This is a genomic window from Streptomyces sp. NPDC037054 (genome assembly GCF_055606745.1).
In genome coordinates this window covers 130,450-153,710 of record NZ_JBVJSJ010000002.1, presented here as the reverse complement: position 1 = coordinate 153,710, position 23,261 = coordinate 130,450, and the positions used below count along the sequence as shown (strand labels likewise).

At 72.0% G+C, this 23,261-nt stretch carries 26 protein-coding genes, 1 tRNA gene and 1 riboswitch; of the genes, 7 read left to right on the top strand and 20 right to left on the bottom strand.

All coding sequences use genetic code 11. The features are described from left to right. Positions 1-28: 28 nt before the first annotated feature. Positions 29-652 (top strand): CAP family protein, encoded by a 624-nt coding sequence (locus ACZ7D7_RS05680; RefSeq protein ID WP_470822678.1) that lies wholly within the window; start codon positions 29-31, stop codon positions 650-652. A gap of 14 nt (positions 653-666) precedes the next feature. On the opposite strand, the gene ACZ7D7_RS05675 is transcribed toward ACZ7D7_RS05680, so the two are convergent. The 7 genes from ACZ7D7_RS05675 to ACZ7D7_RS05645 all read right to left on the bottom strand — a co-directional run bounded on the left by ACZ7D7_RS05675 (position 667) and on the right by ACZ7D7_RS05645 (position 6,818). Next, complete coding sequence (locus ACZ7D7_RS05675; protein WP_470822677.1) at positions 667-1,281, bottom strand: dihydrofolate reductase family protein; 615 nt, start codon at positions 1,279-1,281, stop codon at positions 667-669. A gap of 115 nt (positions 1,282-1,396) precedes the next feature. Beyond that, positions 1,397-1,972, bottom strand: coding sequence for a dihydrofolate reductase family protein (locus ACZ7D7_RS05670; RefSeq protein WP_470822676.1), 576 nt, complete (start codon positions 1,970-1,972; stop codon positions 1,397-1,399). Positions 1,973-2,090: 118 nt separating this feature from the next. Then, positions 2,091-2,570, bottom strand: coding sequence for a cyclophane-containing RiPP N-acetyltransferase HaaN (gene haaN, locus ACZ7D7_RS05665; RefSeq protein WP_470822675.1), 480 nt, complete (start codon positions 2,568-2,570; stop codon positions 2,091-2,093). Positions 2,571-2,723: 153 nt separating this feature from the next. Beyond that, positions 2,724-3,800 (bottom strand): SGNH/GDSL hydrolase family protein, encoded by a 1,077-nt coding sequence (locus ACZ7D7_RS05660; protein WP_470822674.1) that lies wholly within the window; start codon positions 3,798-3,800, stop codon positions 2,724-2,726. 174 nt (positions 3,801-3,974) lie between these two features. Further along, entirely contained in the window at positions 3,975-5,666 is a 1,692-nt protein-coding gene (locus ACZ7D7_RS05655) for a glycosyltransferase family 2 protein (protein WP_470822673.1), read from the bottom strand. A 91-nt stretch (positions 5,667-5,757) separates the two neighbouring features. Then, a complete protein-coding gene (locus ACZ7D7_RS05650) occupies positions 5,758-6,249 on the bottom strand; it encodes a DUF2267 domain-containing protein (protein WP_470822672.1) in 492 nt (163 codons plus the stop codon). 149 nt (positions 6,250-6,398) lie between these two features. Then, a complete protein-coding gene (locus ACZ7D7_RS05645) occupies positions 6,399-6,818 on the bottom strand; it encodes an Hsp20/alpha crystallin family protein (protein WP_470822671.1) in 420 nt (139 codons plus the stop codon). Between the two features lie 173 nt (positions 6,819-6,991). Here ACZ7D7_RS05645 and ACZ7D7_RS05640 point away from each other — a divergent pair, with 173 nt between their 5' ends. Further along, on the top strand, positions 6,992-7,294 hold the full coding sequence (locus ACZ7D7_RS05640; protein WP_470822670.1) for a hypothetical protein: 303 nt from the start codon (positions 6,992-6,994) through the stop codon (positions 7,292-7,294). 185 nt (positions 7,295-7,479) lie between these two features. Here the strand turns inward: ACZ7D7_RS05640 and ACZ7D7_RS05635 are convergent, their stop codons facing one another. Next, positions 7,480-9,081, bottom strand: coding sequence for a carbohydrate-binding protein (locus ACZ7D7_RS05635; protein ID WP_470822669.1), 1,602 nt, complete (start codon positions 9,079-9,081; stop codon positions 7,480-7,482). Between the two features lie 248 nt (positions 9,082-9,329). Continuing rightward, the gene (locus ACZ7D7_RS05630) at positions 9,330-10,664 is read right to left on the bottom strand and encodes a DUF445 domain-containing protein (RefSeq protein ID WP_470822668.1); all 1,335 of its coding nucleotides are present in this window, start codon (positions 10,662-10,664) and stop codon (positions 9,330-9,332) included. Between the two features lie 195 nt (positions 10,665-10,859). On the opposite strand from ACZ7D7_RS05630, the gene ACZ7D7_RS05625 reads away from it, so the two are divergent. Continuing rightward, on the top strand, positions 10,860-12,197 hold the full coding sequence (locus ACZ7D7_RS05625; protein ID WP_470822667.1) for an SGNH/GDSL hydrolase family protein: 1,338 nt from the start codon (positions 10,860-10,862) through the stop codon (positions 12,195-12,197). Positions 12,198-12,203: 6 nt separating this feature from the next. Here ACZ7D7_RS05625 and ACZ7D7_RS05620 read toward each other — a convergent pair whose 3' ends face one another. From ACZ7D7_RS05620 to ACZ7D7_RS05605, 4 genes are all read right to left on the bottom strand, one after another. Continuing rightward, the gene (locus ACZ7D7_RS05620) at positions 12,204-12,989 is read right to left on the bottom strand and encodes a DUF1707 SHOCT-like domain-containing protein (RefSeq protein WP_470822666.1); all 786 of its coding nucleotides are present in this window, start codon (positions 12,987-12,989) and stop codon (positions 12,204-12,206) included. Positions 12,990-12,998: 9 nt separating this feature from the next. After that, entirely contained in the window at positions 12,999-14,057 is a 1,059-nt protein-coding gene (locus ACZ7D7_RS05615; protein ID WP_470822665.1) for an ABC transporter ATP-binding protein, read from the bottom strand. A 5-nt stretch (positions 14,058-14,062) separates the two neighbouring features. Continuing rightward, positions 14,063-14,827, bottom strand: a complete 765-nt coding sequence (locus tag ACZ7D7_RS05610; RefSeq protein WP_470823186.1) for an ABC transporter permease — start codon at positions 14,825-14,827, stop codon at positions 14,063-14,065. Positions 14,828-14,933: 106 nt separating this feature from the next. Continuing rightward, complete coding sequence (locus ACZ7D7_RS05605) at positions 14,934-15,740, bottom strand: ABC transporter permease (protein WP_470822664.1); 807 nt, start codon at positions 15,738-15,740, stop codon at positions 14,934-14,936. A gap of 174 nt (positions 15,741-15,914) precedes the next feature. Between ACZ7D7_RS05605 and ACZ7D7_RS05600 the strand changes: the two genes are divergently transcribed. Continuing rightward, positions 15,915-18,347, top strand: coding sequence for a transglycosylase domain-containing protein (locus tag ACZ7D7_RS05600; RefSeq protein ID WP_470822663.1), 2,433 nt, complete (start codon positions 15,915-15,917; stop codon positions 18,345-18,347). 31 nt (positions 18,348-18,378) lie between these two features. Here ACZ7D7_RS05600 and ACZ7D7_RS05595 read toward each other — a convergent pair whose 3' ends face one another. From ACZ7D7_RS05595 to ACZ7D7_RS05585, 3 genes are all read right to left on the bottom strand, one after another. Next, positions 18,379-18,699: a DMT family transporter gene (locus tag ACZ7D7_RS05595; RefSeq protein WP_470822662.1), complete on the bottom strand. Its 321-nt coding sequence runs from the start codon at positions 18,697-18,699 to the stop codon at positions 18,379-18,381. A 35-nt stretch (positions 18,700-18,734) separates the two neighbouring features. Next, positions 18,735-18,801, bottom strand: a riboswitch (guanidine-III (ykkC-III) riboswitch). Positions 18,802-18,873: 72 nt separating this feature from the next. Further along, entirely contained in the window at positions 18,874-19,176 is a 303-nt protein-coding gene (locus ACZ7D7_RS05590) for a GroES family chaperonin (protein WP_165264756.1), read from the bottom strand. Positions 19,177-19,281: 105 nt separating this feature from the next. Continuing rightward, complete coding sequence (locus tag ACZ7D7_RS05585) at positions 19,282-19,629, bottom strand: DUF3618 domain-containing protein (protein WP_470822661.1); 348 nt, start codon at positions 19,627-19,629, stop codon at positions 19,282-19,284. Positions 19,630-19,761: 132 nt separating this feature from the next. On the opposite strand from ACZ7D7_RS05585, the gene bcp reads away from it, so the two are divergent. The 3 genes from bcp (at position 19,762) to ACZ7D7_RS05570 (ending at position 20,812) form a co-directional block, all read left to right on the top strand. Then, the gene (bcp, locus tag ACZ7D7_RS05580) at positions 19,762-20,229 is read left to right on the top strand and encodes a thioredoxin-dependent thiol peroxidase (protein WP_470822660.1); all 468 of its coding nucleotides are present in this window, start codon (positions 19,762-19,764) and stop codon (positions 20,227-20,229) included. 204 nt (positions 20,230-20,433) lie between these two features. Then, complete coding sequence (locus ACZ7D7_RS05575; protein ID WP_470822659.1) at positions 20,434-20,709, top strand: HNH endonuclease signature motif containing protein; 276 nt, start codon at positions 20,434-20,436, stop codon at positions 20,707-20,709. A 20-nt stretch (positions 20,710-20,729) separates the two neighbouring features. Next, a tRNA-Leu gene (locus ACZ7D7_RS05570) sits at positions 20,730-20,812 on the top strand. Between the two features lie 45 nt (positions 20,813-20,857). On the opposite strand, the gene rdgB is transcribed toward ACZ7D7_RS05570, so the two are convergent. The 4 genes from rdgB to ACZ7D7_RS05550 form a co-directional block, all read right to left on the bottom strand. After that, positions 20,858-21,460 carry an RdgB/HAM1 family non-canonical purine NTP pyrophosphatase gene (rdgB, locus tag ACZ7D7_RS05565; protein ID WP_470822658.1) on the bottom strand — a complete coding sequence of 201 codons (603 nt, stop codon included), beginning with the start codon at positions 21,458-21,460 and terminating at the stop codon, positions 20,858-20,860. Between the two features lie 55 nt (positions 21,461-21,515). Further along, entirely contained in the window at positions 21,516-21,920 is a 405-nt protein-coding gene (locus tag ACZ7D7_RS05560; RefSeq protein WP_470822657.1) for a hypothetical protein, read from the bottom strand. A 139-nt stretch (positions 21,921-22,059) separates the two neighbouring features. Continuing rightward, positions 22,060-22,797, bottom strand: a complete 738-nt coding sequence (gene rph / locus ACZ7D7_RS05555; protein ID WP_470822656.1) for a ribonuclease PH — start codon at positions 22,795-22,797, stop codon at positions 22,060-22,062. Positions 22,798-22,905: 108 nt separating this feature from the next. After that, positions 22,906-23,139 carry a PTS sugar transporter subunit IIB gene (locus ACZ7D7_RS05550; protein WP_470822655.1) on the bottom strand — a complete coding sequence of 78 codons (234 nt, stop codon included), beginning with the start codon at positions 23,137-23,139 and terminating at the stop codon, positions 22,906-22,908. Positions 23,140-23,261: the final 122 nt, after the last annotated feature.

Genomic DNA, 23,261 nt, shown 5'->3' with positions numbered 1-23,261 from the left:
AGAGGGCCGCTTGATCGTTTCTGTCGGCGTGAAGACAACCAAGCGCGTGCTCGTCACCGTTGCTCTCGCCGGCGCGGCAGTCATGCCGGCCCAGGCCCTCGCTGTCGCGGCTGTGCCCTCGTCCACGGTGGCGCGGGCGTCCGATGCGCGGCCCCCTCTCCCCGACACCACCGACGAGGCGTTCAACGAGGAATGCCTCGCGGCGCACAACTTGTACCGCGCCCGGCACGGTGCCCCGCCCCTGGTCCTGGACGACGCGGCCGTCGCCCACGCCGTGCGACGCGCCCAGGCAGCCTCCACGCAGGACGGGCTCTCGGCGCCGCCGGGGCCGGGCTCAGCGGGTTACGGGGAGAACCGGTTCTGGTTCGCCACGTACGAGGACGAGCCCGCGTCCTGCGAGGAGGCCGTGCGGCTGTGGTACGAGGCCCGCTGGACCGGTGGCTACGACTGGGACCGGCCCGGCTACTCGCCCGACACCGGCTCCTTCACTCGGGTCGTGTGGAAGGACACCGACGTGCTCGGCTGCGGCCGGGCCTCGGGGCAGCCCGAGGGCGGGGAGTCGCACCAGACCTACATCGTCTGCAGCTACGGCCCGGCCGGGAACGTCGTCGGCAGGTTCCGGGACAACGTGGGGGCGCCCGTTGCAGGCTGAGGCACAAGCCCCGGTCAGGCGACCTCGTACGTGACGTGGGTCGCCGTCGAGGTCGGGATCACCTCGCGCTGGACCAGCGTGTGGCGCTTTTCGCCGGTGAAGAGAGGGGTTCCCGTGCCCAGGACCACCGGCGCGATGTGGAGGCTCAGTGCGTCGAGGAGGCCCGCGTCCAGGGCCGAGCCGACGGTGGCGCCGCCGCCCATGACGACGACGTCGAGGTCCTTGCCCGCGGCGGCCGACGCCGCCTCGGCCCGTTCGCGCGCGGCGGCGACCGCGTCGGGCAGGCCCGTGGTGACGAACGTCCAGTCGAGGTCGGTGAGCCGGACCGACTCCGGGGGCGTGCTCGTCACCACGACGAACGCGGGCTTTCCGACCTCGGCGGCGCCGTAGCCGACGTTGTCGTCCCAGCCGTGCGGGCCGTCGACGATGTCGAAGAGGTTGCGGCCGAGGACGACGGCGCCGGAGCGTTCCGTGGCCTGGCGTACGACGCGGCGGTCGTCGGGGTCGTCGGAGAACGCCCAGGTGTGCAGGGCTTCGCCGCCGGTGCCCAGGCCGTTGGCGGGGCCCGGGTCGGGTCCGGTGACGTAGCCGTCCAGGGAGATCGCGATGTCGGCGATGATTCGAGTCATATCAGGGCAGACCCGCGGCGGCGGTGGAACTCATCGGTCGGCCCCTCGCTCCGCGCAGCCGCGCCGCCATGGGCAGGTGCGGAGCGGGTCGTGATGGCGTCGCGTGCGATCCGCGTCAGCGCTTGACGTCGTAGATCAGCTTCAGGACGCCGTTCGCGTAGCTTTCCGTCTCGCGCAGGCTCAGCATCTGCTTGTCGCGGTCGGCGCGGCCGAACAGGCTCTTTCCGGCGCCGAGGAGTACGGGGAAGACGAGCAGGTTGTACTGGTCGATCAGGCCCGCGTCCGAGAGGCGGCGGGCGAGTTCCGCGCTGCCGTGGATGTAGATCGCGCCGCCGTCGGTCTCCTTGAGGGCGGCGATGTCCTCGGTGGAGCGCAGGACGGTGGTCGGGCCCCAGCCGTCGACGAGCGCGTCCTCGGACAGCGTCGTCGACACGACGTACTTGGGCAGGTCCTTGTAGGCGGCGTGGTCCTCGGAGCCGGGCCAGACCGACGCGAAGGCCTCGTAGCTGCGGCGGCCGAACATGAGCGCCGTCGTGTCGGCGAGCTCCTCGCCCTTCAGCGACCAGGCCTCCGGGACGAAGTCGAGGTCCTTGAAGACCCAGCCGCCGCTGCGGTGCCCCTCCTCCGTGCCACCGGGCGAGTCCACAACGCCGTCGAGCGACATGAAGCCGGTGTAGACCAGGTTGCGCATGGTGCCGTTCTCCTCGTGATCGCGTGGGGCGAGCTGATGGCACCACGCTAGAGGGCGGCACCGGCGCTGTCTTGGACAGAAACGACAGCGGCGTGCGCTCGGCCCCCGCCCAGCTCGATCATGCCGGGCCGGCGGCCACCCGGTAGAAGATCTTGCCCTTGTACTCCTCGAAGCCCAGTGAGCGGTAGAACGCCTGGGCGTTCGGATTGTCGTGGTCCCCCGTCCACTCCATCCGGCTGCACCCGGGGCGTGCCGCGGCTATGGCGCGCAGTTCGTTCATGAGGAGGGCGCCGGTGCCTCGGCCGCGGTGTGTGTCCCGGACGTAGAGCTCCTTGAGGTAGAGGGAGTGGGTCGTACCGGACGCGGGCCACAGGAACGAGTACGCGGCCAGGCCCGCCAGCTCGCCCGCCTCGTCCGCGGCGACGAGAGCGGAGGCCAGCGGCGGCGAGCCGAAGAGTGCCTGCTCGATCTGTGCGAGACGTTCGTCGAGTGGCTGGAGGCCGGCGGGGTCCTTGCCGTAGTAGCGCTCGATCTCCTCGATCAGTCCCGCCAAGGCCCGGGCGTCGTTCTTCTCGGCCGGCCGGATCGTCACCGTCATCGGCGTGGAGCTCCCGTCGTTCGACAACTTGACCGTGCGAAGCAGACCAGCCTCCGTACGCCCGGTCAAGGTCGACTCTGAGCCACGGTGAACCCGGCTCTGCCGGGCGCGGGTGCGGACGACCGGCAGCGTGGGGCGTCCGCACCCGGTCCGTCAGCGTTCCAGCAGTGCGATGCGGATCGCGCGCTCGACCAGCGGGGCGATCGCCTCGTGGCCCGCGCTGTTGGTGTGGAAGGACGTGTGGCGCTTGCCCGGGCCGAGGGTGGCGCAGCGGCCGGCCGGCCAGGTGTTGTCGGGGGCGACGGTGCCGCAGTGCCCCTCGGCCCATTTCTCGTCGGCGGACTGGCAGACGTCGTGGCCCTCGGTGGGGTGGTAGGTGTCGACGTAGCGGTCGCCGAAGAAGCCCGTGACCCTGCTGATCGTGTTGTTGAGGCGTTCCTCCGCCTCGCGCAGCCAGGCGATGTCCCCCGCGGCGAGGGTGGACGTCTTGGTGGGGTCGCCGTAGCCGCAGGCGGTGGCGTCGGCGGGGAACAGGGTCGGGTAGCCGACCGTGACCACCTTGGCGGACGGGGCGCTGTCGTGGACGGCGGCCAGCATCTGGACGTATTCGCCCTCGACACGGGCGAGACGGTTGTCGAGGCTTTCCACGCCGGCGGGCGGGTTCTCGTAGTGGTCCTTGCAGGGGCTGCCGGTCTTGTTGTCCGGGCCCAGTTCGAGGCATCGCCGGATGATCTCGTGCAACGACAGGCTGCTCGCGCCGGCGCCGATCGTCACGACGTCGGTGCTCTCGCCGAGCTTGGCGCGCGTGGTCTGCGCGGGGACCGACGCCCATCCGGCGGACGGCTTCGCCGCGTCGGGCTCGGCGCCCCAACCGGTGGGCTTCTGCGACTCGTTGGCGATTTGCGGCAGTGTGGCGCCGGCGCAGCTCACGTCGGTCAGCTCCACGAGCCGGCCCGGCGGGAATTCGGCGAGCTCGCTGTTGACCAGGTCGGGGTAGGAACCCTCGGTGCGCTCGCAGCCGTCCGGCCGGGCGGCGCGCGGGCCGGTGAACAGGCCCGCCGTGTAGGAGTCACCCAGCGCCACCCACTCGTACGCGCCGGCCGCCGCCGCGGGGGTCTGCGCGGGGGCCGCCGCCGCGGGGGTCTGCGCGGGGGCCGCCGCCGCGGGGGCGGCCAGGGCCAGTGCGGCGGCGGGCGCCGCTACGGCCGTCCAGAACTTCTTGGAAAACATGGTTTCCCTTCGTGCCTTGCTGCTTGTCGCAGTCGCATGCCGCACCGCTGCCCCGGTGCGCGCGGCCGGGGCAGGGCGAGGTGCTGAGGAGCGTGGAGATCAAGTCTTATCACTGTGTGGAGTCGCCTCAGCGCACTCCGTGTGGGCGGGTGGGTCGACCGGCGGTGGGCACGGTCAGCGGCGCTCGGGGCCGGCCGACCACGGGTCCGCGCCGCGGGCCAGGGCGCGGGCCCTGTGCCGCACGGGTGGCGGGAGGTGCTTCAGGGCCTCGCGGGCCTTGGTGCGGACGAAGGGGGACGACGTCGTGTGCAGCAGGGCGCGCCGGGCCAGGCCGGAGCGGCCGGGCGGGGCGATCGCCAGGCGGAGTTGGGCGTCGCGCGTCGTCCAGGCCGGGACGACGAGGCGGGGCGGGGTGCCCGACGCCGCCACGGGGACGTGCGGGCGGGCCGGGTTCGTGAGGCGGGATCTGCGGCCGACGCCGAGGAGTTGGGCGTAGGTCCAGACGAGGTGGGTGCCGGGGAGCGCGGGGGTGTCGCCGCGCAGGGTCTCCGGGTCCAGGGTCGTCCGGCCCGTGACGACGACTCTGTGGCGGCCTCCGCCCAGGGATTCCACGTGGGGGGTCAGCTCGCCGGGCGGGTACCACCACTCGTCGCGTGCCGTGTCGTGGACGACGAGTTCCCCGTGGGCGTAGGCCAGGGGGTGCGGGGCCTCCCAGTCCTCGGCACCCTTGATGCCGGCCAGGAGTTCGGGATCCAGCAGGAGGCGGCCGTAGTGGTCGACGAGGGTCAGGGGGCCGCCGTCGGGGCGGAGCATGCCGATCTTCGTGGTGACGAGGAGGCGGCCCTCGTGCCTGCGGATGTCCTCGACCGTCACCTCGGGCCTGATCTGCCGGACCCTGTCGGCCAGTTCGACGAGGGAGTCGAGGTTGCCCTCCTCCAGGAGCTTGCCCCGCAGGCGGGTGATCGCCGGGAGGCCGTCGCGGACGCCCGGCGGGTAGGCCTCCAGGGCCATGCGGCGGACGGTCTCGAAGTAGCGCCGGAGGGTGGCTCCCGAGCGCTGGAGGACGCGCGGTTCGCTGACCGGGCGCAGGAGTTCGACGCGGTACGAGCGGCGCAACAGGTGGTCCTGGAGGGGGCCGGGGTCCGTGCCCTCCTTGATCGCGTCCACGACGGTGCGCAGATGGGCGTAGTACGTCTCCGGGGTCGTGGCGCCCGCGCTGGTGTTGCCGCCGTCCTCGCGGCGGTTCCAGACGTAGCAGGGGTGGTCGCCGAGGATGGACACGCACTTGGCGCGCACGTACGCCCTGGCCATGAACACCTGGTCCTCCAGGCGCACGCGGCCCTCGGGGAACTCGATGCCGTGGGAGAGGAGGAACTCGCGGCGGAACATCTTGTGCGGGGTGAGGGACTCGATGAGCGGGGCGTCCGCCACCGTGCAGCGGTCCACGGTGCGCTTGAAGACGCTGCTCGGGCCCTGCATCGTCCCGGTGACCTTGCCGAGGACGACGTCCGAGTCGTTGCGGACGGCCAGGTCGTGGAGGCGTTGCAGGGCCTCGGGCGTCAACTCGTCGTCCTGGTCGACGAATTGGACGTACTCGCCGCGGGCCTCGCGGATGCCGACGTTGCGGGGCCTGCCGGGCCAGCCGGAGTTCTCCTGGTGGATCACGCGGACGTGCGGGTGCCGGGACGCCAGGCGGGCGAGCCGCGCGGGTGAGTCGTCGGTCGAGCCGTCGTCGACGTAGATCACCTCGTAGGCGTCCCGGCCCAGCGTCTGGTTGAGGAGGGACGGCGCGCAGCGGTCCAGGTAGCAGCCCGCGTTGTAGACGGGCACCACGACGCTGACCTTGAGCATCCACACCCCCGACATGTTCAGTCATTCCGGATCTGTCGGGAATTACGGTACGCCTGATCGCCGGGCCGGGGGCGGGCGAAACGCGTCGCGCCGCCGGGGCGACGCGTTACGCCGTGGGACTCAGGTCCGCCCGGCCGAACAGCAGCGCGTATCCCTGCGGGAGTTGGGCCAGGATCCTGGTGGTCAGGGCGTCGCCCATCAGGGGCGGCAGGACGCTGAGGACCGAGCTGACGTCCCAGCGCGCGGTCGCCGGTGTCGCCCCCTCGATGCGCGTGGCGACCGAGTCGACGAACTCCGCCGCCGTCAGCCGGCGCGTGGCCGGGATCTGGGACGCGATCACCCGGGCCGCCTCCTCGGGCAGGGCGCGGGCCAGGTCGACGCGTTCGTCCCCGACGACGTGACCGCCGAGGGCCGACAGCACGATCCGGGTGACGCGCTCGGCCTCCGCCGCCGTCGGGTACTGGCCGGCGTCCTGGACCCGCGCGACCAGGTCCGTCCATCTCGGGCGGGGCTCCGGCGCGGCCGGGGCCTGCGGTGCCGTGGTGGGGGTGACCGTGGGGGCGGGCACCGTCGCGGTCGGTACCGTCGTCGCGCTCATCTGCGGGCTCCTCCTGTGGGTACGGGGTGGGGACCGCGTCCCGCGGCCGCGTGCCGGGTCCCCCGGCCGCGGGACGCCATTCACGTGGGTTCGGCCGTGCTCCGTGCCGCGACCGCGAAACGCGCGAGCCGCCCGGGCCGGCCGCCGGATCAGCCGCTGATCTCCTTGCGCCCGCCGCCGCCGCTGATCCGGATGCGGCGCGGCTTGGCCTGCTCGGCGACCGGGATGCGCAGCGTGAGGACGCCGGCGTCGTACGAGGCGTCGATGCGTTCCGTGTCGAGGGTGTCGCCGAGGAAGAGCTGGCGGGTGAACGTGCCCGTGGGCCGTTCGGCGACGATCGTCTCCGCGCCGTCGGGGGCGGGGGACGTGCGCTCGGCGCGGACGTTCAGGACGTTGCGCTCGACGTCCAGTTCGATCGACTCCGGGTCGATGCCGGGGAGGTCGAAGTGGACGAGGAACTCGTCCCCGGAACGGTAGGCGTCCATGGCCATCGCGGCCGGACGGGCCGCGTCGAAGACCTGCCGCGCGAGGCGGTCGAGATCACGGAAGGGGTCCGTGCGCATGAGCATCACAGTCTCACTCCCTTCATGAGGCGTCCTGTGCGATGCCCTAACGGCTTGTCTGCCTTTTCTATATAGCTCGGAAGGAGGAAACTTGACAAGCCTCGACTCAATCCGGCGTCGGCGGCGCCGGAGGGCTAGCCTCGGTCGACGTCAGCAGCACGTAGCCGCAGGAGGCAGGCATGGCGAAGGTTCCCAGCGCGGTGGTCGCCGCGGGCGGTCTCGTCGGTGGGTACGGCGTGGCCCGCTGGACCGGGAAGCGGCAGCTCGGCGGGGTCGTCCTCGCCGCGGCCGGCGCGGCGGCGGCGCGGCAGTGGCGGCAGCGGGCGGGCGGCCCGGCGGCGGGCGCGCTGTCGGCCGCGTACGTCGCCGCGTTCGCCGGATCGCACCCCCTCGCCAAGAAGGTCGGCGCCTGGCCCGCCGTGTTCTCCGTCGCGGGCGCCGTCGCGCTCGCCTCGTGGGCGGTCGCCGACCGGCGCGGCTGAGACACGCCAGGCGGTACGGACGTACGGCCCGGCCGCCCCGCCAGGACGTACGGCCCGGCCGCCCCGTCAGGAAGGGACAGCCGGGCCGTACGCGATCTGCCCCGTGATCAACTCCCGCGATCACGGGGAGTCGATCACCGGCGGGTGCGGATCACCGGGTGGCTCGAATCACCCGGCGGTACGGATCACCACGTGACCGTCCGGCCGCCGAAGCTCACGACCAGGCGGCCGTCCGCGGCGTACGACCAGGCCAGGGCGCCGGAGTACGACGAGCAGCGCGAGCCGTTCGTGCCGTACCAGAACTGGTTGGTGCTGTCGGCCGAGCCGACGATCTTGTCGTTCGTGCCGGAGCCGCTGCGGCACGAGGTGTTGTTCTTGAACACCGACGAGCCCGCCTCCCAGGTGAAGTTCCGCTGGGCGTTGTCGACGCTGATGTTGTCCGACACCGTCATCGAACCGGTGTTCCGGTTGTACGTGAACCCGTGCTTGCCGTTGTCGTACGCGATGCTGCGCCGCACGACGTGGTTGACGCCGATGTCCTCGCCGCCGAGCTTGTAGCCGTTGCGGTCGCCGGCCGTGTTCTGGGTGCCGTCGGACAGCGTGCCGTTCTCGAACGCGAGGGAGTCCTCGATGGTCACGGGGCCGATCGCGCCCGTGTCGGACTTGGTGTAGAGGTCCCAGCCGTCGTCGATGTTGTTGTGGGCGACGGCGTAGCGGAAGACGTTGCCGGGGCCGGACGTGAGCTTCGCGGCGAAGCCGTCGGCGTCCTCGCCGTCGGAGTCGGCGTTGTCGTGCGACTCGGCGCTCAGGATGAGGTTGTTGGACGGCCACTGGTCCCGGGGCGTGTCGGAGGCCGCCCGGGAGAGCTGGAGGCCGGTGTCACGGTTGAAGCGGGTCACCGTGCGCTCGATGACGTTGTTGCTGCCGCCGACGAAGATGCCGTTGTCACCGGCGCGTTCGACGACGAGGCCGCGCACGTGCCAGTAGTCGCCGTTGACGGCGAGGCCGCGGTTCGCGGAGTTCTCGGCCTGGGCGGAGAAGTTCAGCACGGGCGTCTCGCCCTGGTACGCGACCAGTTCGGTGCGGTCGGCCGCGGTGCCGTTCTTGCCGGCCGGGATGGTGACCGTGGTCGAGAAGTTGTACCGGCCGCCGCGCAGGTAGATCGTGCCGCCCGGCGTGACGCGGTTGATCGCGGAGGTGAGCGTGGTGGGCGCCGCCTCGGTGCCGGCCGCGCCGTCGGTGCCGTTCGGCGCGACGTACAGGGCGGGGCCGGTGGGCTGCGGGGGCTCGGTGCCGCCGCCGGTGACCTCGGCGTCGAGGTGGTCGATGTTGGGCAGGCCGCCCGAGGTGGTGGGGCTGAACCGGATCGTGTTGCTGCCCGCGGTCACCGGCACGGTGAGCGTCTGCGTCGTCCACGCCGTCCAGGTGCCGGTGGCCGCGAAGGGCGCCGTGGTCGCGGAGGCGCCGTTGACCGTGACGGTGGCGGGGCGGGCGGTGGTGCCGCCGTTGGCGAAGCGGACCGACAGCGTCGCGGTCCCGGCCTGCGGTGCGTTCACCGTGAACTGGGCGGCGGCGCCCACGGCGTTGCGGCCGTTGCAGAAGCCGGTCCCGGTGAAGCCGGAGTGGTCGGAGTCGATCGCGCCGTCGCAGGTGGCGGGCGCGGTCTCGGCCTCGTGGCGGACCGGCGCGGCGCTGGCCGTGGCGGCGGGCAGGGCCACGGCCGTGCCGGCGGCGAGGGCGGCGACGGCGGCGCAGGCCGGCAGGGACAGCCGGGTTCTCGAACTCATGGGGGGGTCCTCGTCCTTCTCGTGGGCGCCCGTCGGGCGACGGGCGTCGGAGGTGCGGCTCACGGCACGAGCGATGGAGCAGGGGTGGAGCAGGGTGGGGCACAGGTCGGGCATTGAAGCGGTGGAGTGCGAGGGGAAGCGCTCCCACACGCGCACGGCAAGCGCTTCCTAGAAAGCGCTTGCCACCGTAGGGACGAGGGGATGCCGCGTCAATAGGCGGGAACGGAGGGGTCGTTGGAGGGCCGCCGCTACGCCCCCAGCATCCGCGCCACCGTATAGATCGCCAGCCCCGCCAGCGACCCGACCACCGTGCCGTTGATCCTGATGAACTGGAGGTCGCGGCCGATGTGGGCCTCGATCTTGCGGGTCGTGTGTTCCGCGTCCCAGCCGGCCACCGTGTCCGTGATCAGGGACGTGATCTCCTGGCGGTAGGTCGTCACCACGTACACCGCGGCACCCTCCACCCAGCCGTCGACCTTGTCCTGGAGCCTGGGGTCGGTCGACATGCGGGCGCCGAGGGACAGCAGGGACGCCCGCACGCGCAGGCGCAGTTCGCTGCGCTCGTCCTCGGCCGCCGCGACGATCATGGATCGTACGGCCGTCCACGCGGAGGCGATGAGGTCCTGGACCTCGCCGCGGCCGAGCACCTCGCCCTTGAGGCGCTCGACCCGGGCGCGGGTGTCCGTGTCGGACTGGAGGTCGGAGGCGAAGTCCGCGAGGAAGCGGTCCAGGGCGCCGCGCGCCGGGTGGGCGGGCATGTCGCGCATCTCGGTGACGAAGCGCAGGAGTTCCTTGTAGACGCGTTCACCGACCTTCTTGTCCACGAACCTCGGGGTCCAGCCGGGCGCGCCGCCCTGCACGGCGTCCATCACGGAGTCGCTGTGCAGGACGAGCCAGTCGTGGGCACGGGAGACGATCAGGTCGACGGCGCGTTTGTGGCCGCCGTCGGCGACGACCTTCTCCAGCATCTTGCCGATGCCCGGCGCGATCTCCTGGGCGTTGGCACGGCGCGTGATGGCCTCGCCGACCACGGCCTGGACGTCGGAGTCGCGCAGCACGGTCAGCGCGCCGCGCAGCGCGGTGGAGAGTTCGGCGGTGACGCGGTCGGCGTGCTCCGGCTGCGCGAGCCAGGCGCCGAGGCGGCTGCCGATGCCGACGGCGCGCAGCCGCTGCCGTACGACGTCCTGGGAGAGGAAGTTCTCGCCGACGAACTCGCCGAGGGAGACGCCGAGCTGGTCCTTCTTGGTGGGGATGATCGCCGTGTGCGGGATGGGCAGGCCCAGCGGCCTGCGGAACAGGGCGGTGACGGCGAACCAGTCGGCGAGGGCGCCGACCATGCCCGCCTCGGCCGCCGCCGCGACGTAGCCCGCCCAGGGTCCCGCGCCCGCGTGCGACGCCCACTCGGCGAGGACGTAGACCACGGCGACGAACAGCAGCAGGCCGGTCGCGGTGAGTTTCATGCGGCGCACGCCGCGCTGTTTCTCCAGGTCGGCCGGGCTGAACGTGGTCATCGCGCGTGCGGCAGCGGCGGGGACGCCACCACCGTCCGCAGCGTGTCGTACTTCCGGTTTTGCCCGTTCCATCCGCTCCACCCATCCGGTGATCCCGCACACATTGTCCCTTCCTGACCGACTCCCGGAACGGAACAGGAGTTCCCGGCGTCTGTTCGGAGGGGGGAATCGGGCGGGGGCCCGTCATCTCCGGACACGTCCATGTCGCATCATGGGCACATCAGATCGGGAGCGCGGCTCCCGTCGCCCGAGGAGAACAGCACAAGCATGACCCGGCGTCACGGATACGCCCTGCTCGCCGCGATCGTCGCCCTGATCGTGGCTCTTTCCGCCGCACTGTACGTCGGGGTCGCGTCCGACGACAGCGGCACCCGCACCGACACCGTCGCAGGCGGTGGCGCCCAGCGGGGCTCCGCCGCACCCGCCTCCACCGGCTCCTGGGTCGGCACCTGGTCCGCCTCGCCGGCCGGCGCCGAGCCGGGCACGGAGACCACGGGCCTCGCGGGCCGCTCGGTGCGCAACGTCGTCCACACGACCGTCGGCGGCACGAGCGCGCGCGTCACCCTCTCCAACCTCTACGGCCAGGCGCCGCTGACCATCGCGCACGCCTCGATCGCCGTCGCCGCCGGGCCGAACACCCCGGCCGCGGCGGGCGACACGATGCGCCGCCTCACGTTCGGGGGCGGCGCCACGCAGGTCGTCGTCCCGGCCGGCGGGCAGGTGATGAGCGACGCCGTCCGCATCACCGTCCCGCACGACAGCGACATCCTCGTCACCACGTACTCCCCCACCCCGTCCGGGCCCGTCACCTACCACCCGCACGCCCGGCAGATCTCCTACGCCGCCCACGGCGACCGCACCGAGGACGTGTCGGCCGCCGCGTACACCGAGCAGTCCACGGCCTGGCGCTACCTGACGGCGCTGGACGTGCTGAGCAACGAGGCGGACGGCACGGTCGTCGTCCTCGGCGACTCCCTCACCGACGGCATCTCGTCCACGACGAACGCCAACGCCCGATGGACGGACGTCCTCGCCGACCGGCTGCGCGCCGCCGCCGCGTCCGGCGCGAACGTGCCCCGCTACGGCGTCGTCAACCAGGGCATCAGCGGCAACCGCGTCCTCACCGACGGCCTGGGCCGCCCCGCCGACAACCCCAGCGGCCTGAACCGCTTCGCCCGCGACGTCCTCGGCCGCACCGGCGTCAAGGTCGTCGTCATCGACCTCGGCGTCAACGACATCCTGCGCAACCCGCAGCTCGCCGACCCGCACGCGATCCTCGACGGCCTGCGCACGCTGGTCGGGCAGGCCCACGCGCGCGGCCTCAAGGTCGTCGGGGCGACACTGATGCCGTTCAAGGGACACCGCGGCTTCACCCCCGAGCGGGAGGCGGTGCGCCAGCGGATCAACGCCGAGATCCGCGCGGGCCGCGTCTTCGACGCCGTCGTCGACTTCGACGAGGCGCTGCGCGACCCCTACGACCCGCGGCGGCTGCGCTCCGACTACGACTCGGGCGACCACCTCCACCCCAGCGACAAGGGGTACGCGCGCATGGGCGAGTACTTCGACCTGGACGAACTGAGGGGCGCGGCACCGGCCGAGCTGTAGACCGGCTCAGCCGTCCTCGGAGCGGCGGTGGGGGTCGCGCAGGAGGTCGTCGTGCGCGCCGAGCATCCGGCGGTGGGTGTCGAGGGCGTCCCCGTGGGCCGACTCGCGCAGCTCGCGCCTGGCCTGCTTGCGCTCCAGGTGTTCGCGCCGGCGCTCCTCCTTCAGGCGCTGCCGCTCCGCCCGCGGCTGCTTGCGCTCCACGCCGACGCCGCCCCAGAAGGCGAACCCCTTGAGGATCACGCGCGGTCCGCCGGGGTCGCCGGCCACGCCCTCCTCGCGCTGGTCGAAGCCGCCCATGACGCCGATGCCGCGCACGACGACCTCGACGCCGGGCGGCACGGTCACCTGCACGCCGCCCATGACGGCGACGCACACGATCTCCACCTCGCGGTCCGCGAAGTTCGCCTCGCGCAGATCGAGCTCGCCGCCGCCCCAGAAGGCGACGCACGTCATCCGCTTCGGCACCGTCCAGCGGCCCTTGCGCTGGAACCCGGACAGCACGCCCACGGCCGTGCCGGTCGCCCCGTCGCCGCCGACGATCCGGTCCGCCCAACTCGCGCCGCCCTCGGCGTCCTTGCGCAGCGAGACGACGGGCGGCACGACACCGGGGGCGGGCAGGTCGCGCGTGATCGGCGCCAGCTCCCCGTAGGTGCGGGCCGCGTACGTCGCCTCCAGCCGCTCCTGGAACTCCGTCATGTCGAGACGGCCCTCCGCGACGGCGTCCCGCAGGATCTCGGCGACACGTTCACGGTCGGCGTCGGAGGCGCGCAGCTGAGGGGCATCGTCGCTCATGACAGCAGCCTACGAGGTCCCCGCGCCCGGCACTACGCCGTCCGCGCGCCCGTCCCGGCCGGCGTGCTCGGCGTGCTCGGCGTACATCTTGGCGATCACCGCCTCGATGTCCGGCTCCCGTACCGACAGGTCGACCAGCGGGTAACGCGCCGCGATCCCCGCGACCAGCGGCGCCGCCGACTGGGACGCCGGGAACGCCAGCCACTGCCTCGGCCCCTCGACGCGGACGACACGGGCGGGCGCCGGGACCTCGACGGGCGGCAGTTCCCGCTCCAGGTCGACGACCAGGGTGCGCTCGCTCTCGCCCGCCTCGTGCAGGCCGGTGAGCGGGCCGTCGTACATCAGGCGGCCGTGGTCGATGACCATCACGCGGGAGCACAACTGCTCGATGTCCTGGAGGTCGTGGGTGGTCAGCAGCACCGTCGTGCCGCGCTCGGCGTTCAACTCCCGCAGGAAGCCCCGCACCTTGGCCTTGGAGACGACGTCCAGGCCGATGGTCGGCTCGTCCAGGTAGAGCACCTCGGGGTCGTGCAGCAGCGCCGCCGCGATGTCGCCGCGCATCCGCTGCCCGAGCGACAGCTGCCGCACCGGCACGTCCAACAGGTCGCCCAGGCCGAGGAGTTCGACGCAGCGGTCGAGGTTCTCGCGGTAACGGCCGTCCGGGATGCGGTACATGCGGTGCGCGAGCCGGTAGGAGTCGGCGAGCGGCAGGTCCCACCACAGCGTCGTGCGCTGCCCGAACACCACCCCGATGCGGTGCGCGAGCCGCGTCCGCTCCCGGGAGGGGTCGATGCCGGCGACGCGCAGCCGGCCCGCGCTCGGCGTGAGGATGCCCGTCAGCATCTTGATCGTCGTGGACTTCCCGGCGCCGTTCGGCCCGATGTAGCCGACCATCTCGCCGCGCGCCACCGTGAAGGACAGCGCGTCGACCGCCCGCACCCGCCGCCGCTCCCAGCTCAGGAAGCCGGTCTTCTTCCGTACGTCGAAGACCTTCGCGACCCCGTCGAGTTCGATCAGACCGCCGTCCCCCGCCACACCCGCCACGCCGGTCCCGCCCGACCCGCCCATGCCCCTCAGCTCCCCGTGCTCCGATACGACCGCAGCCCCGCCCGCCACGCCAGCCCCGCGAGCGCGCAGCACGCGAGGGCGGCCAACGGCGGCGTGAAGGCCACCCACTCCGGCAGATCCAGCGGATACGGCCGCCCCAGCAGATAGGAGGCGGGCAGCCAGTTCACGAACGCCAGCGGCAGCAGGAACGTCACCGAGCGCACCAGCTCCTGCCCGAACACCGTCGGCGGGTACTGCAGCAGTGTCGTCCCGCCGTACGTGAACGCGTTCTGCACCTCGGAGGCGTCCTGCGCCACGAACTGGAAGGCGGCGCCCGCCACGAACACCGCCGCGAAGATCCCCGCGCCGCTGACCAGCGTCACCGGCATCAGCAGCAGCCGGCCCGCCGTCCAGTCGACGTCCACGCTCGCCAGCGCCCAGCCGAGGACCAGCCCGCCCTGCGCGACACGGCCGACGCGGCGCAGCGCGAAGCGGTCGGCGGCGACCTGCGCGAGGACCGGCGCCGGCCGCACCAGCAGCGTGTCCAGCGTGCCGTCCCGCACCCGCCGGCCCAGCCGGTCCATCGAGCCCAGCAGCAGGTCGGCGATCCCGAACGACGTCGCCGACAGGCCGTACAGGAACGCCACTTCGGGCAGCGTGTAGCCGCCCAGCGCGTCGACCTGCGTGAACATCAGCGTGATCCCGACGAAGTCCAGGCCCGTCACCAGCAGACTGCCGACCACCGTCATCGCGAACGACGCGCGGTACGTCATCGTGGAGCGGATCCACATGCCCGCGATCAGCCCGTACGCCCGCAGCCCCGCCGCCACCCGCCCGCGAGCCACCCGGCCGTCAGCCACCCGGTCCTGGACCACCCGGTCCTCAGCCACCCCGCCGTCAGCCACCCTGGACCACCACCCGCCGCGTCGCCGCCGCCTGCACCAGCCGCCCCGCCGCCAGCAGCGCCACCGCCCACGCCGCCTGGAACGCGAACGTGGCCGCCGGATCGGCCTCCCCGAGCAGCACGTCGGCCGGCGCCTGGAGCAGCGACGACCACGGCAGGGCCCGTACGACGTCGCCGAGCGCGCCCGGGAAGACGTTCAGCGGCAGCAGCATCCCCGAGCTGAACAGCCCGACCACCATCAGCATCTGGAGCACGCCGGTGCCGTCCAGCAGCCAGAACGCGCTCAGCGCCGCCAGGTACCGGATGCCGAAACTCACCAGCATGCCCAGCAGCACGGCGACAGCGAACGACAGCCACGTCAGCGGATCGTCCGGCAGGGCCGTCGGGAACAGGAGCGTCCCGGCCAGGAACGGGATCACGCCCCGGCCCAGCAGCTGGAACAGGGAGCGGCCCACGTCGGCCGCCAGCCACCACAGCTGGAGATCCGCGGGCCGGTACAGGTCGATCGCCACGTCACCCGTGCGGATCCGCTCCATCAGCTCCGTCTCGAAGCCGCCGCCCTGGATGGCCAGCGCCGCGAACAGCGCCTGCCCGAGCCACACGTACGTCACCGCCTGCGCCTGGTCGTAGCCGCCCAGGTGGGGCCGCTCGTCCCACAGCGCCAGGTACGTGTACACCAGGATCAGCCCGAAGACGGTGTTGGTGAACACCCCGGCCGCCGTGGCCGCACGATACGTCGCGTATCGTCGGAAACCGCCCGCCGCGACGGCCGCGTACAACCGCCCCGAGCCCACACCCACCACGCTCCTCGCCGACCGGCACACAAGCGGAGGAGCCTAGTTGCGGGGCGACCGGGCCGGCCACGCATTTTCCGGGTGCGCCAACAGCGCAACGGAACGCCGGGTGCGAGAGTCTTCAACAGTGGGCGCCCAGGGGCGCAGTACAGATACGAGGCACAGGAGTCCGTGCACGAGATGAGCGACGAGCCGCAGCCACAGCAGCCGAACCCGGGCCCGCCCACCGAGCCGGACCCGCGGGCGGCCACCCCGGAAGGGGGCGGGACCGGGCGGCCCCGGCGCACCGGCTGGCGCCGGTTGATCCCCACCTGGCGGATGGTGCTCGGCGCGTGCCTCGTCGTCCTCCTGCTGGTCATCGGCGGATTCTTCCTCGGCTACTCCCTCGTGAAGATCCCGCCCGCCAACGCCCTCGCCACCAAGCAGAGCAACGTCTACCTCTACGCCGACGGCAGCCAGCTCGCCCGCGACGGCGAGGTCAACCGCGAGAACGTCAGCCTCGCCCAGGTCTCCAAGGCCGGCCGGCACGCCGTACTCGCCGCCGAGGACCGGGACTTCTACTCCGAGTCCGCCGTCGACCCCCAGGCGATGCTGCGCGCCGCGTGGAACACCGCGACCGGCAAGGGCAAGCAGTCCGGCTCGACGATCACCCAGCAGTACGTGAAGAACTACTACCTCGCACAGGAACAGACCCTGACTCGCAAGGCGAAGGAGTTCTTCATCGCGATCAAGCTGGACCGCACCGAGACCAAGGACCAGATCCTCGAGGGCTACCTCAACACCAGCTACTTCGGCCGCAACGCCTACGGCATCCAGGCCGCCGCCCAGGCCTACTACGGCGTCGACGCCGCCGACCTCGACGCCGCGCGCGGCGCCTACCTCGCCGCACTGCTGAACGCGCCCAGCGAGTACGACGTCGTCGCCCGCCCCGAGAACAGGGCCGCCGCCGAGGCCCGCTGGAACTACGTCCTCGACGGCATGGTCACGGAGGGCTGGCTCGGCGCCGGCGAGCGGGCCGGACTGAAGTTCCCCGTGCCGAGGGAGACCACCGTCTCCACCGGCCTGTCCGGACAGCGCGGCTACATCGTCCGCATCGTCCGCGACCACCTCGTCCAGAACAAGATCGTCGACGAGGCGTCCCTCGACGCCGGCGGCTACCGCATCACCACCACCCTGCACAAGGACAAGCAGGACGCCTTCGTGAAGGCCGTCAACGACAAGGTGATGAAGAAGCTCGACAAGAAGAACCGCAAGGTCGACACCTACGTCCGCGCGGGCGGCGCCTCCATCGACACGAAGACCGGCAAGGTCGTCGCGATGTACAACGGCATCGACTACGTCAAGCAGTACACGCCCAACGCCACCCGCCGCGACTTCCAGGTCGGCTCCACCTTCAAGCCGTTCGTCTTCACCTCCGCCGTCGCGAACGGCTCCGTCACCCAGGACGGCCGCCCCATCACCGCCGAGACCGTCTACGACGGCACCAACCAGCGCCCCGTCCAGGGCTGGTCCGGCGGCCACTACGCCCCCGAGAACGAGGACCACGTCAACTACGGCGACATCACCGTCCGCGAGGCCACCGACAAGTCCGTCAACGCCGTGTACGCGCAGATGGCCGTCGACGTCGGCTCCGACAAGGTCCGCGAGACCGCGATCGACCTGGGCATCCCCGCCACCACCCCCGACATGCCGGCCTCCCCCTCGATCGCCCTCGGCGTGGCCCGCGCCAGCGTCCTGGACATGGCCGAGGCCTACGCCACGCTCGCCAACCACGGCAAGCACGGCACGTACACCATGATCGAGAAGGTCACCAAGGACGGCAGGGACGTCCTCGACCTGCCGAAGCAGCAGTCCCGGCAGGCCATCAGCCGCGAGGCCGCCGACACCACGACGTCCGTCCTCCAGAGCGTCGTACAGAACGGCACCGCCACCGCCGCCCAGGCCGCGGGCCGCCCGGCGGCCGGCAAGACCGGCACCGCCGAGGAGGACGAGGCCGCCTGGTTCGCCGGCTACACGCCCGAACTCGCCACCGTCGTCGCCGTGATGGGCCAGGACCCCGAGACCGCCGAACACAAGTCGCTGTACGGCGCGATGGGCCTGCCCCGCATCAACGGCGGCGGCGCGCCCGCCGAGATCTGGGGCCAGTACACCGCCGACGCGCTGGAGGGCGAGCCGGTCACCGACTTCGACCTCGAACTCCAGGAGGGCACGGGCAACACCCAGCCCCCGACCAGCGAGGCACCCACCGGCCCCGGCACCGGCGACGACGGCGGCGCCACGACCGGCGACCCCACGACCGGCGGGCAGACCCCGGGCGACAACGAGGGCCAGACCGACGGCGGCACCACCGACGGCGGCACCACGACCGGCACCCCCGGCTGGATCGACGGCGGCACGAGCGACGGCGGGACCACCACCGGATCGGGAGGCACCACCGACGGCGGCACCACGACGGACGGCGGTACGACCACCGGGTCCGGGTCCGGGGGCACGACCGACGGCGGCACCACGGACGGCGGCACCACCACCGGCTCCGGGGGCGCGACCGACGGCGGCACGACGGGAGACACGACCACGGGCTCGGGAGGCGAGAACCCACTGGCCACCGGGTGACCCGGCCGCCGGGGAGAGCAGCCCCCGGGTCTCAGTGCCCGGAGGTCGCCTTCAGCCCCACGACCGCGACCAGCAGCAGACACACGAAGAAGATCCGCGCGGCGGTCACCGGCTCCCCGAGCACCACCATGCCCAGCACCGCCGCACCGGCCGCGCCGATCCCCACCCACACGCCGTAGGCGGTACCGATGGGCAGCGTCTTCGCCGCATGGGACAGCAACACCATGCTGGCGACGATGCCCGCGCCGGTGAGCACACTGGGAACGGGGCGGGTGAACCCCTCGGTGTACTTCATCCCGATCGACCAGCCGACCTCGAGCAGACCGGCGACCACGAGCAGAACCCACGCCATGACGAGCACCTCCGAAGACACGGACGGACTTGAGCGGTGCGTCGTCTTGTCGCTTGACCCGGTACGGCGCGTCTCGTCGGGGTGGTACGTGAGTACCTCTCGAAGCTAGCAAGAAAAACGGGAAAAGGGCCGGTGACAACGGTCACCGGCCCACTTCACCTCTGATTCACCGACTCACAGATACAGCCCCGTGGAATCCTCGGACCCCTCGAACCGGTCCGCGGCCACGGCGTGCAGGTCCCGCTCGCGCATCAGCACGTACGGAACGCCGCGCACCTCGACCTCGGCCCGGTCCTCCGGGTCGTACAGCACCCGGTCACCGGGCTCCACGGTCCGTACGTTCTGCCCCACCGCGACGACCTCGGCCCAGGCCAGCCGGCGACCGACCGCCGCCGTCGCGGGGATCAGGATGCCGCCCCCGGAACGCCGCTCGCCCTCGGTGGTGTCCTGCCGCACGAGCACACGGTCGTGCAGCATCCGGATGGGCAGCTTGTCGTGGGTGTCGTTTCTGTTGGCGCTCACGCCCCTGAACCTACCTGCCTCCGGCCCGAACGCGCGCGGGAGGGTGCCGCGCGCCCCGCCTCAGCGCCGGCGCCGGCCGCCCCGGCCGCGGCGCTGCGTCCCGACGGCGACGAGCCCGACGACACCGACCACGAGGAGCGCGACCGGCACGACCCGCTCCAGGCGGGGCGCGCCCTCCTCGTCCACGAACCGGGACTTCACGTCGCTGACGGCACGGTTCACGCCGACGTACGCGCGCCCGAGGGTGTTGTCGACGCTCGCGGCGACCTTGGCCTTGGCATCGCCCATGATCGTCTTGGGGTGCACGCGCACCCCGATCTCGTCGAGGGTCTCGGCCAGCACCTCGCGGCGACGCCTGATGTCCGCCTCGATCTGCGCCGGGGTTCTGGTGTCCGACGTGTCCGCCACCGTACGGCCTCCGAAGTCTGGTGATGCTGTTCCGGACAGTCTGTCAGCTTCGGGCCCGGCCGCACCGTCGGCACCCCCGGTTAGGCTCGGACCGGCACCACCCTTTCACGCACGCAACAGGAGTCGAGACCGATGACCGAGCGCCTCAAGCCCGGGGACGTGGCCCCCGCCTTCACCCTGCCCGACGCCGACGGCACCGAGGTGTCGCTGGCCGACCACAAGGGCCGCAAGGTCATCGTCTACTTCTACCCGGCGGCGCTGACCCCGGGCTGCACGAAGCAGGCCTGCGACTTCACGGACAACCTCGACGTCCTGGCCGGCGCCGGCTACGACGTGATCGGCATCTCCCCCGACACCCCGGAGAAGCTGGCCAAGTTCCGCGACAAGGAGTCCCTGAAGGTCACCCTCCTCGCGGACCCCGACAAGAAGGTCACCGAGGCCTACGCGGCGTACGGCGAGAAGAAGAACTACGGCAAGACGTACATGGGCGTCATCCGCTCCACGATCGTCGTGGACGAGCACGGCAAGGTGGAACGGGCCCTCTACAACGTCCGCGCGACGGGCCACGTGGCCAAGATCATCAAGGACTTGGGCATCTGACCCCCTTCACCATGCCCCACCTCACGGCCCGTACCACCCCCGGTACGGGCCGTCCCTCATACCGGACGTGACCATCCGACAATCCACCCGTTACTCCGTACGAGGCGCCGAACACGCGCCCGAGAGACGGAGGGTGGCCGGTGAGCGCCGGTGAGTACAGCAGAGAGCGGCTTGCGCAAGCGGTCGCGGAGTCCCGCACTACGTGTGCTGGTCGTCCTGCCGCCCGGCGCCGGCCGGACGAACAGATCGCAACTTCACCGCGCCCTGGCGGAGGTCGGTGTGCAGTATGCGTGCGAATCATGCGAAAACCCCGGCGAGTGGCTCGGGCAGGAGATCACCTTGCAGATCGACCACATCAACGGCGACTGGCACGACAACCGCCGGGAGAATTTGCGGTACCTGTGCCCGAACTGCCACGCCCTGACCGAGACCTGGTGCCGTGGCGGCCGTCGGCGTTCTTCTCAAGCGAGCACCACGTGACGGGTAGCATGGCCGGGCATGCGGCCGTGTTGGAATGGCAGACAAGCGGCGCTTAGAACGCCGTGGGCGAATGCCCGTGTGGGTTCGAGTCCCACCGGCCGCACGTTCACACAGGGGCCGCCCGGCTGGGTGGCCCCTGTGCCGCTGCTCAGCCCAGCAGCTCCCGCACCACCGGTACCAGTGACCTGAACGCCTTGCCGCGGTGGCTGATGGCGTTTTTCTCTTGCGGAGTCAGTTCCGCGCAGGTTCGGGTTTCGCCGTCCGGCTGGAGGATCGGGTCGTAGCCGAAGCCGTTCGTGCCGGACGGGGTGTGGCGCAGGGTGCCGCGGAGTCGGCCCTCGACGACGCGTTCCGTGCCGTCGGGCAGGGCCAGGGCGGCCGCGCAGGCGAAGTGGGCCGTGCGGTGGGGGTCGGCGATGTCGGCGAGCTGGGCCAGGAGCAGGTCCAGGTTGGCCTTGTCGTCGCCGTGGCGGCCGGACCAGCGGGCGGAGAAGATGCCGGGGGCGCCGCCGAGGACGTCGACGCAGAGGCCCGAGTCGTCGGCGACGGCCGGGAGGCCCGTGGCGCGGGCCAGGGCGTGTGCCTTCAGGAGGGCGTTCTCGGCGAAGGTGACGCCGGTCTCCTTGACGTCGGGCACGTCGGGGCAGGCGTCGGCGCCGACGAGTTCGTGCGGGAGTCCGGCCTCGGCGAGGATCGCCCTGAGCTCGGTGATCTTTCCGGCGTTGCGGGTGGCGAGGATCAAGCGGGTCATGGGGCCAGTATCCCGGCCCCGTGCGCGCCGCGGCTCGCCACCCGTCTCCCGGAGGTTACGGCGTGCAGACCTTCGTCAGTTCGCCCGCCGCGTCCGTGACCGGGCTGATGTCGGGGGTCTCGTCGCCGTTCTCCACGGAGGTGCGGACGTTCGCGACGGCCTTGCCGAGGTCGTCGACGGCCTTGTTGACGTCGGCGTTGTCCGTCTTGTCGCCTATCTTGCCGAGGTTCTTCTCGATGGAGTCGAGGGATTCCTCGAGCTGCGTCGGGTCGTTGGAGGCGTTCTCCACGGCCTGCTGGAGTTCCGTGACGCTGTCGGCGATGGCGTCGGCGGTCTGCACGCAGTCCAGCGCCTTGTCGACGGCTGCGCAGCCGGTGGTCAGGCCGGCCGTCAGTGCGGCGGCGGCCACCGCTGCGGCGGCGACGGCGATACGGCTACGGCGGCGTCGGCTCGCGGCCATGGGTGCGATCCCTCCCCTTGTTCTGGGCCGGGCGGCCCGCTGGCCGGGCGTACGGCGGTGAGCCGCACGCCCGTGTGGTTAAGGACGCGGGGGCGGGTGACCTGGTTGCCTTCCGCCGCCGTCCGTCTTGGGGCGCCCTTTACTTTCCGGCGACCGTATCAAGTGCCTTGGTCTGCAACGCCGCCAGCTCCGTGCAACCGGAAACGGCCAGGTCCAGCAGGGCGTTGAGTTCGTCGCGGGCGAACGGCTCGGCCTCGGCGGTGCCCTGGACCTCGACGAAGCGGCCGTCGCCGGTGCAGACGACGTTCATGTCGGTGTCGGCCTTGACGTCCTCCTCGTAGCAGAGGTCGAGGAGCGGGACGCCGCCGACGATGCCGACGGAGACGGCGGAGACGGTGCCGGTGATGGGCTTGCGGCCGGCGCGGATCAGCTTCTTGCCCTGGGCCCAGGCGACGGCGTCGGCGAGGGCGACGTAGGCGCCGGTGATGGCGGCGGTGCGGGTGCCGCCGTCGGCCTGGAGGACGTCGCAGTCGAGGACGATGGTGTTCTCGCCGAGCGCCTTGTAGTCGACGACGGCGCGCAGGGAGCGGCCGATGAGGCGGCTGATCTCGTGGGTGCGGCCGCCGATCCTGCCGCGGACGGACTCGCGGTCGCCGCGGGTGTTGGTGGCGCGGGGCAGCATGGCGTACTCCGCGGTGACCCACCCCTCTCCGCTGCCCTTGCGCCAGCGGGGGACGCCCTCGGTGACGGAGGCGGTGCAGAGGACCTTGGTGTCGCCGAAGGAGACGAGGACGGAGCCTTCGGCGTGCTTGCTCCAGCCGCGTTCGATGGTGACCGGGCGGAGCTGTTCGGGCGTGCGGCCGTCGATGCGTGACATGCGGTCGAGCCTAGCCGTACGTGCGGAGGGGCCCGTTCCCGCGTCGGGAACGGGCCCCTCAGGGGTGAGGCCGCGCGTCACGAGGCGTGCGTCGTGCCTCGTCGCGCTTCACATCATGTCTTCGATCTCCGCGGCGATCGGGTCGGCGTCGGTGCCGATGACGACCTGGATGGCGCTGCCCATCTTGACGACGCCGTGGGCGCCGGCGGCCTTCAGGGCGGCTTCGTCGACCTTGGAGGCGTCCACGACCTCGGTCCGCAGGCGGGTGATGCAGCCCTCGACCTCTTCGATGTTCTCGATGCCGCCGAGCCCGGCAACGATCTTCTCAGCCTTGCTGGCCATGTTCCTTCTCCCTGATCCGAACCGCTTTGACGTAGTAACCCACAGTTGGCCCATCTTCGCGAGCGATCGTCTCGTCCGTCCATGAATGATGGCGTCACGACTGCGGAACCGCCCGAACTGGT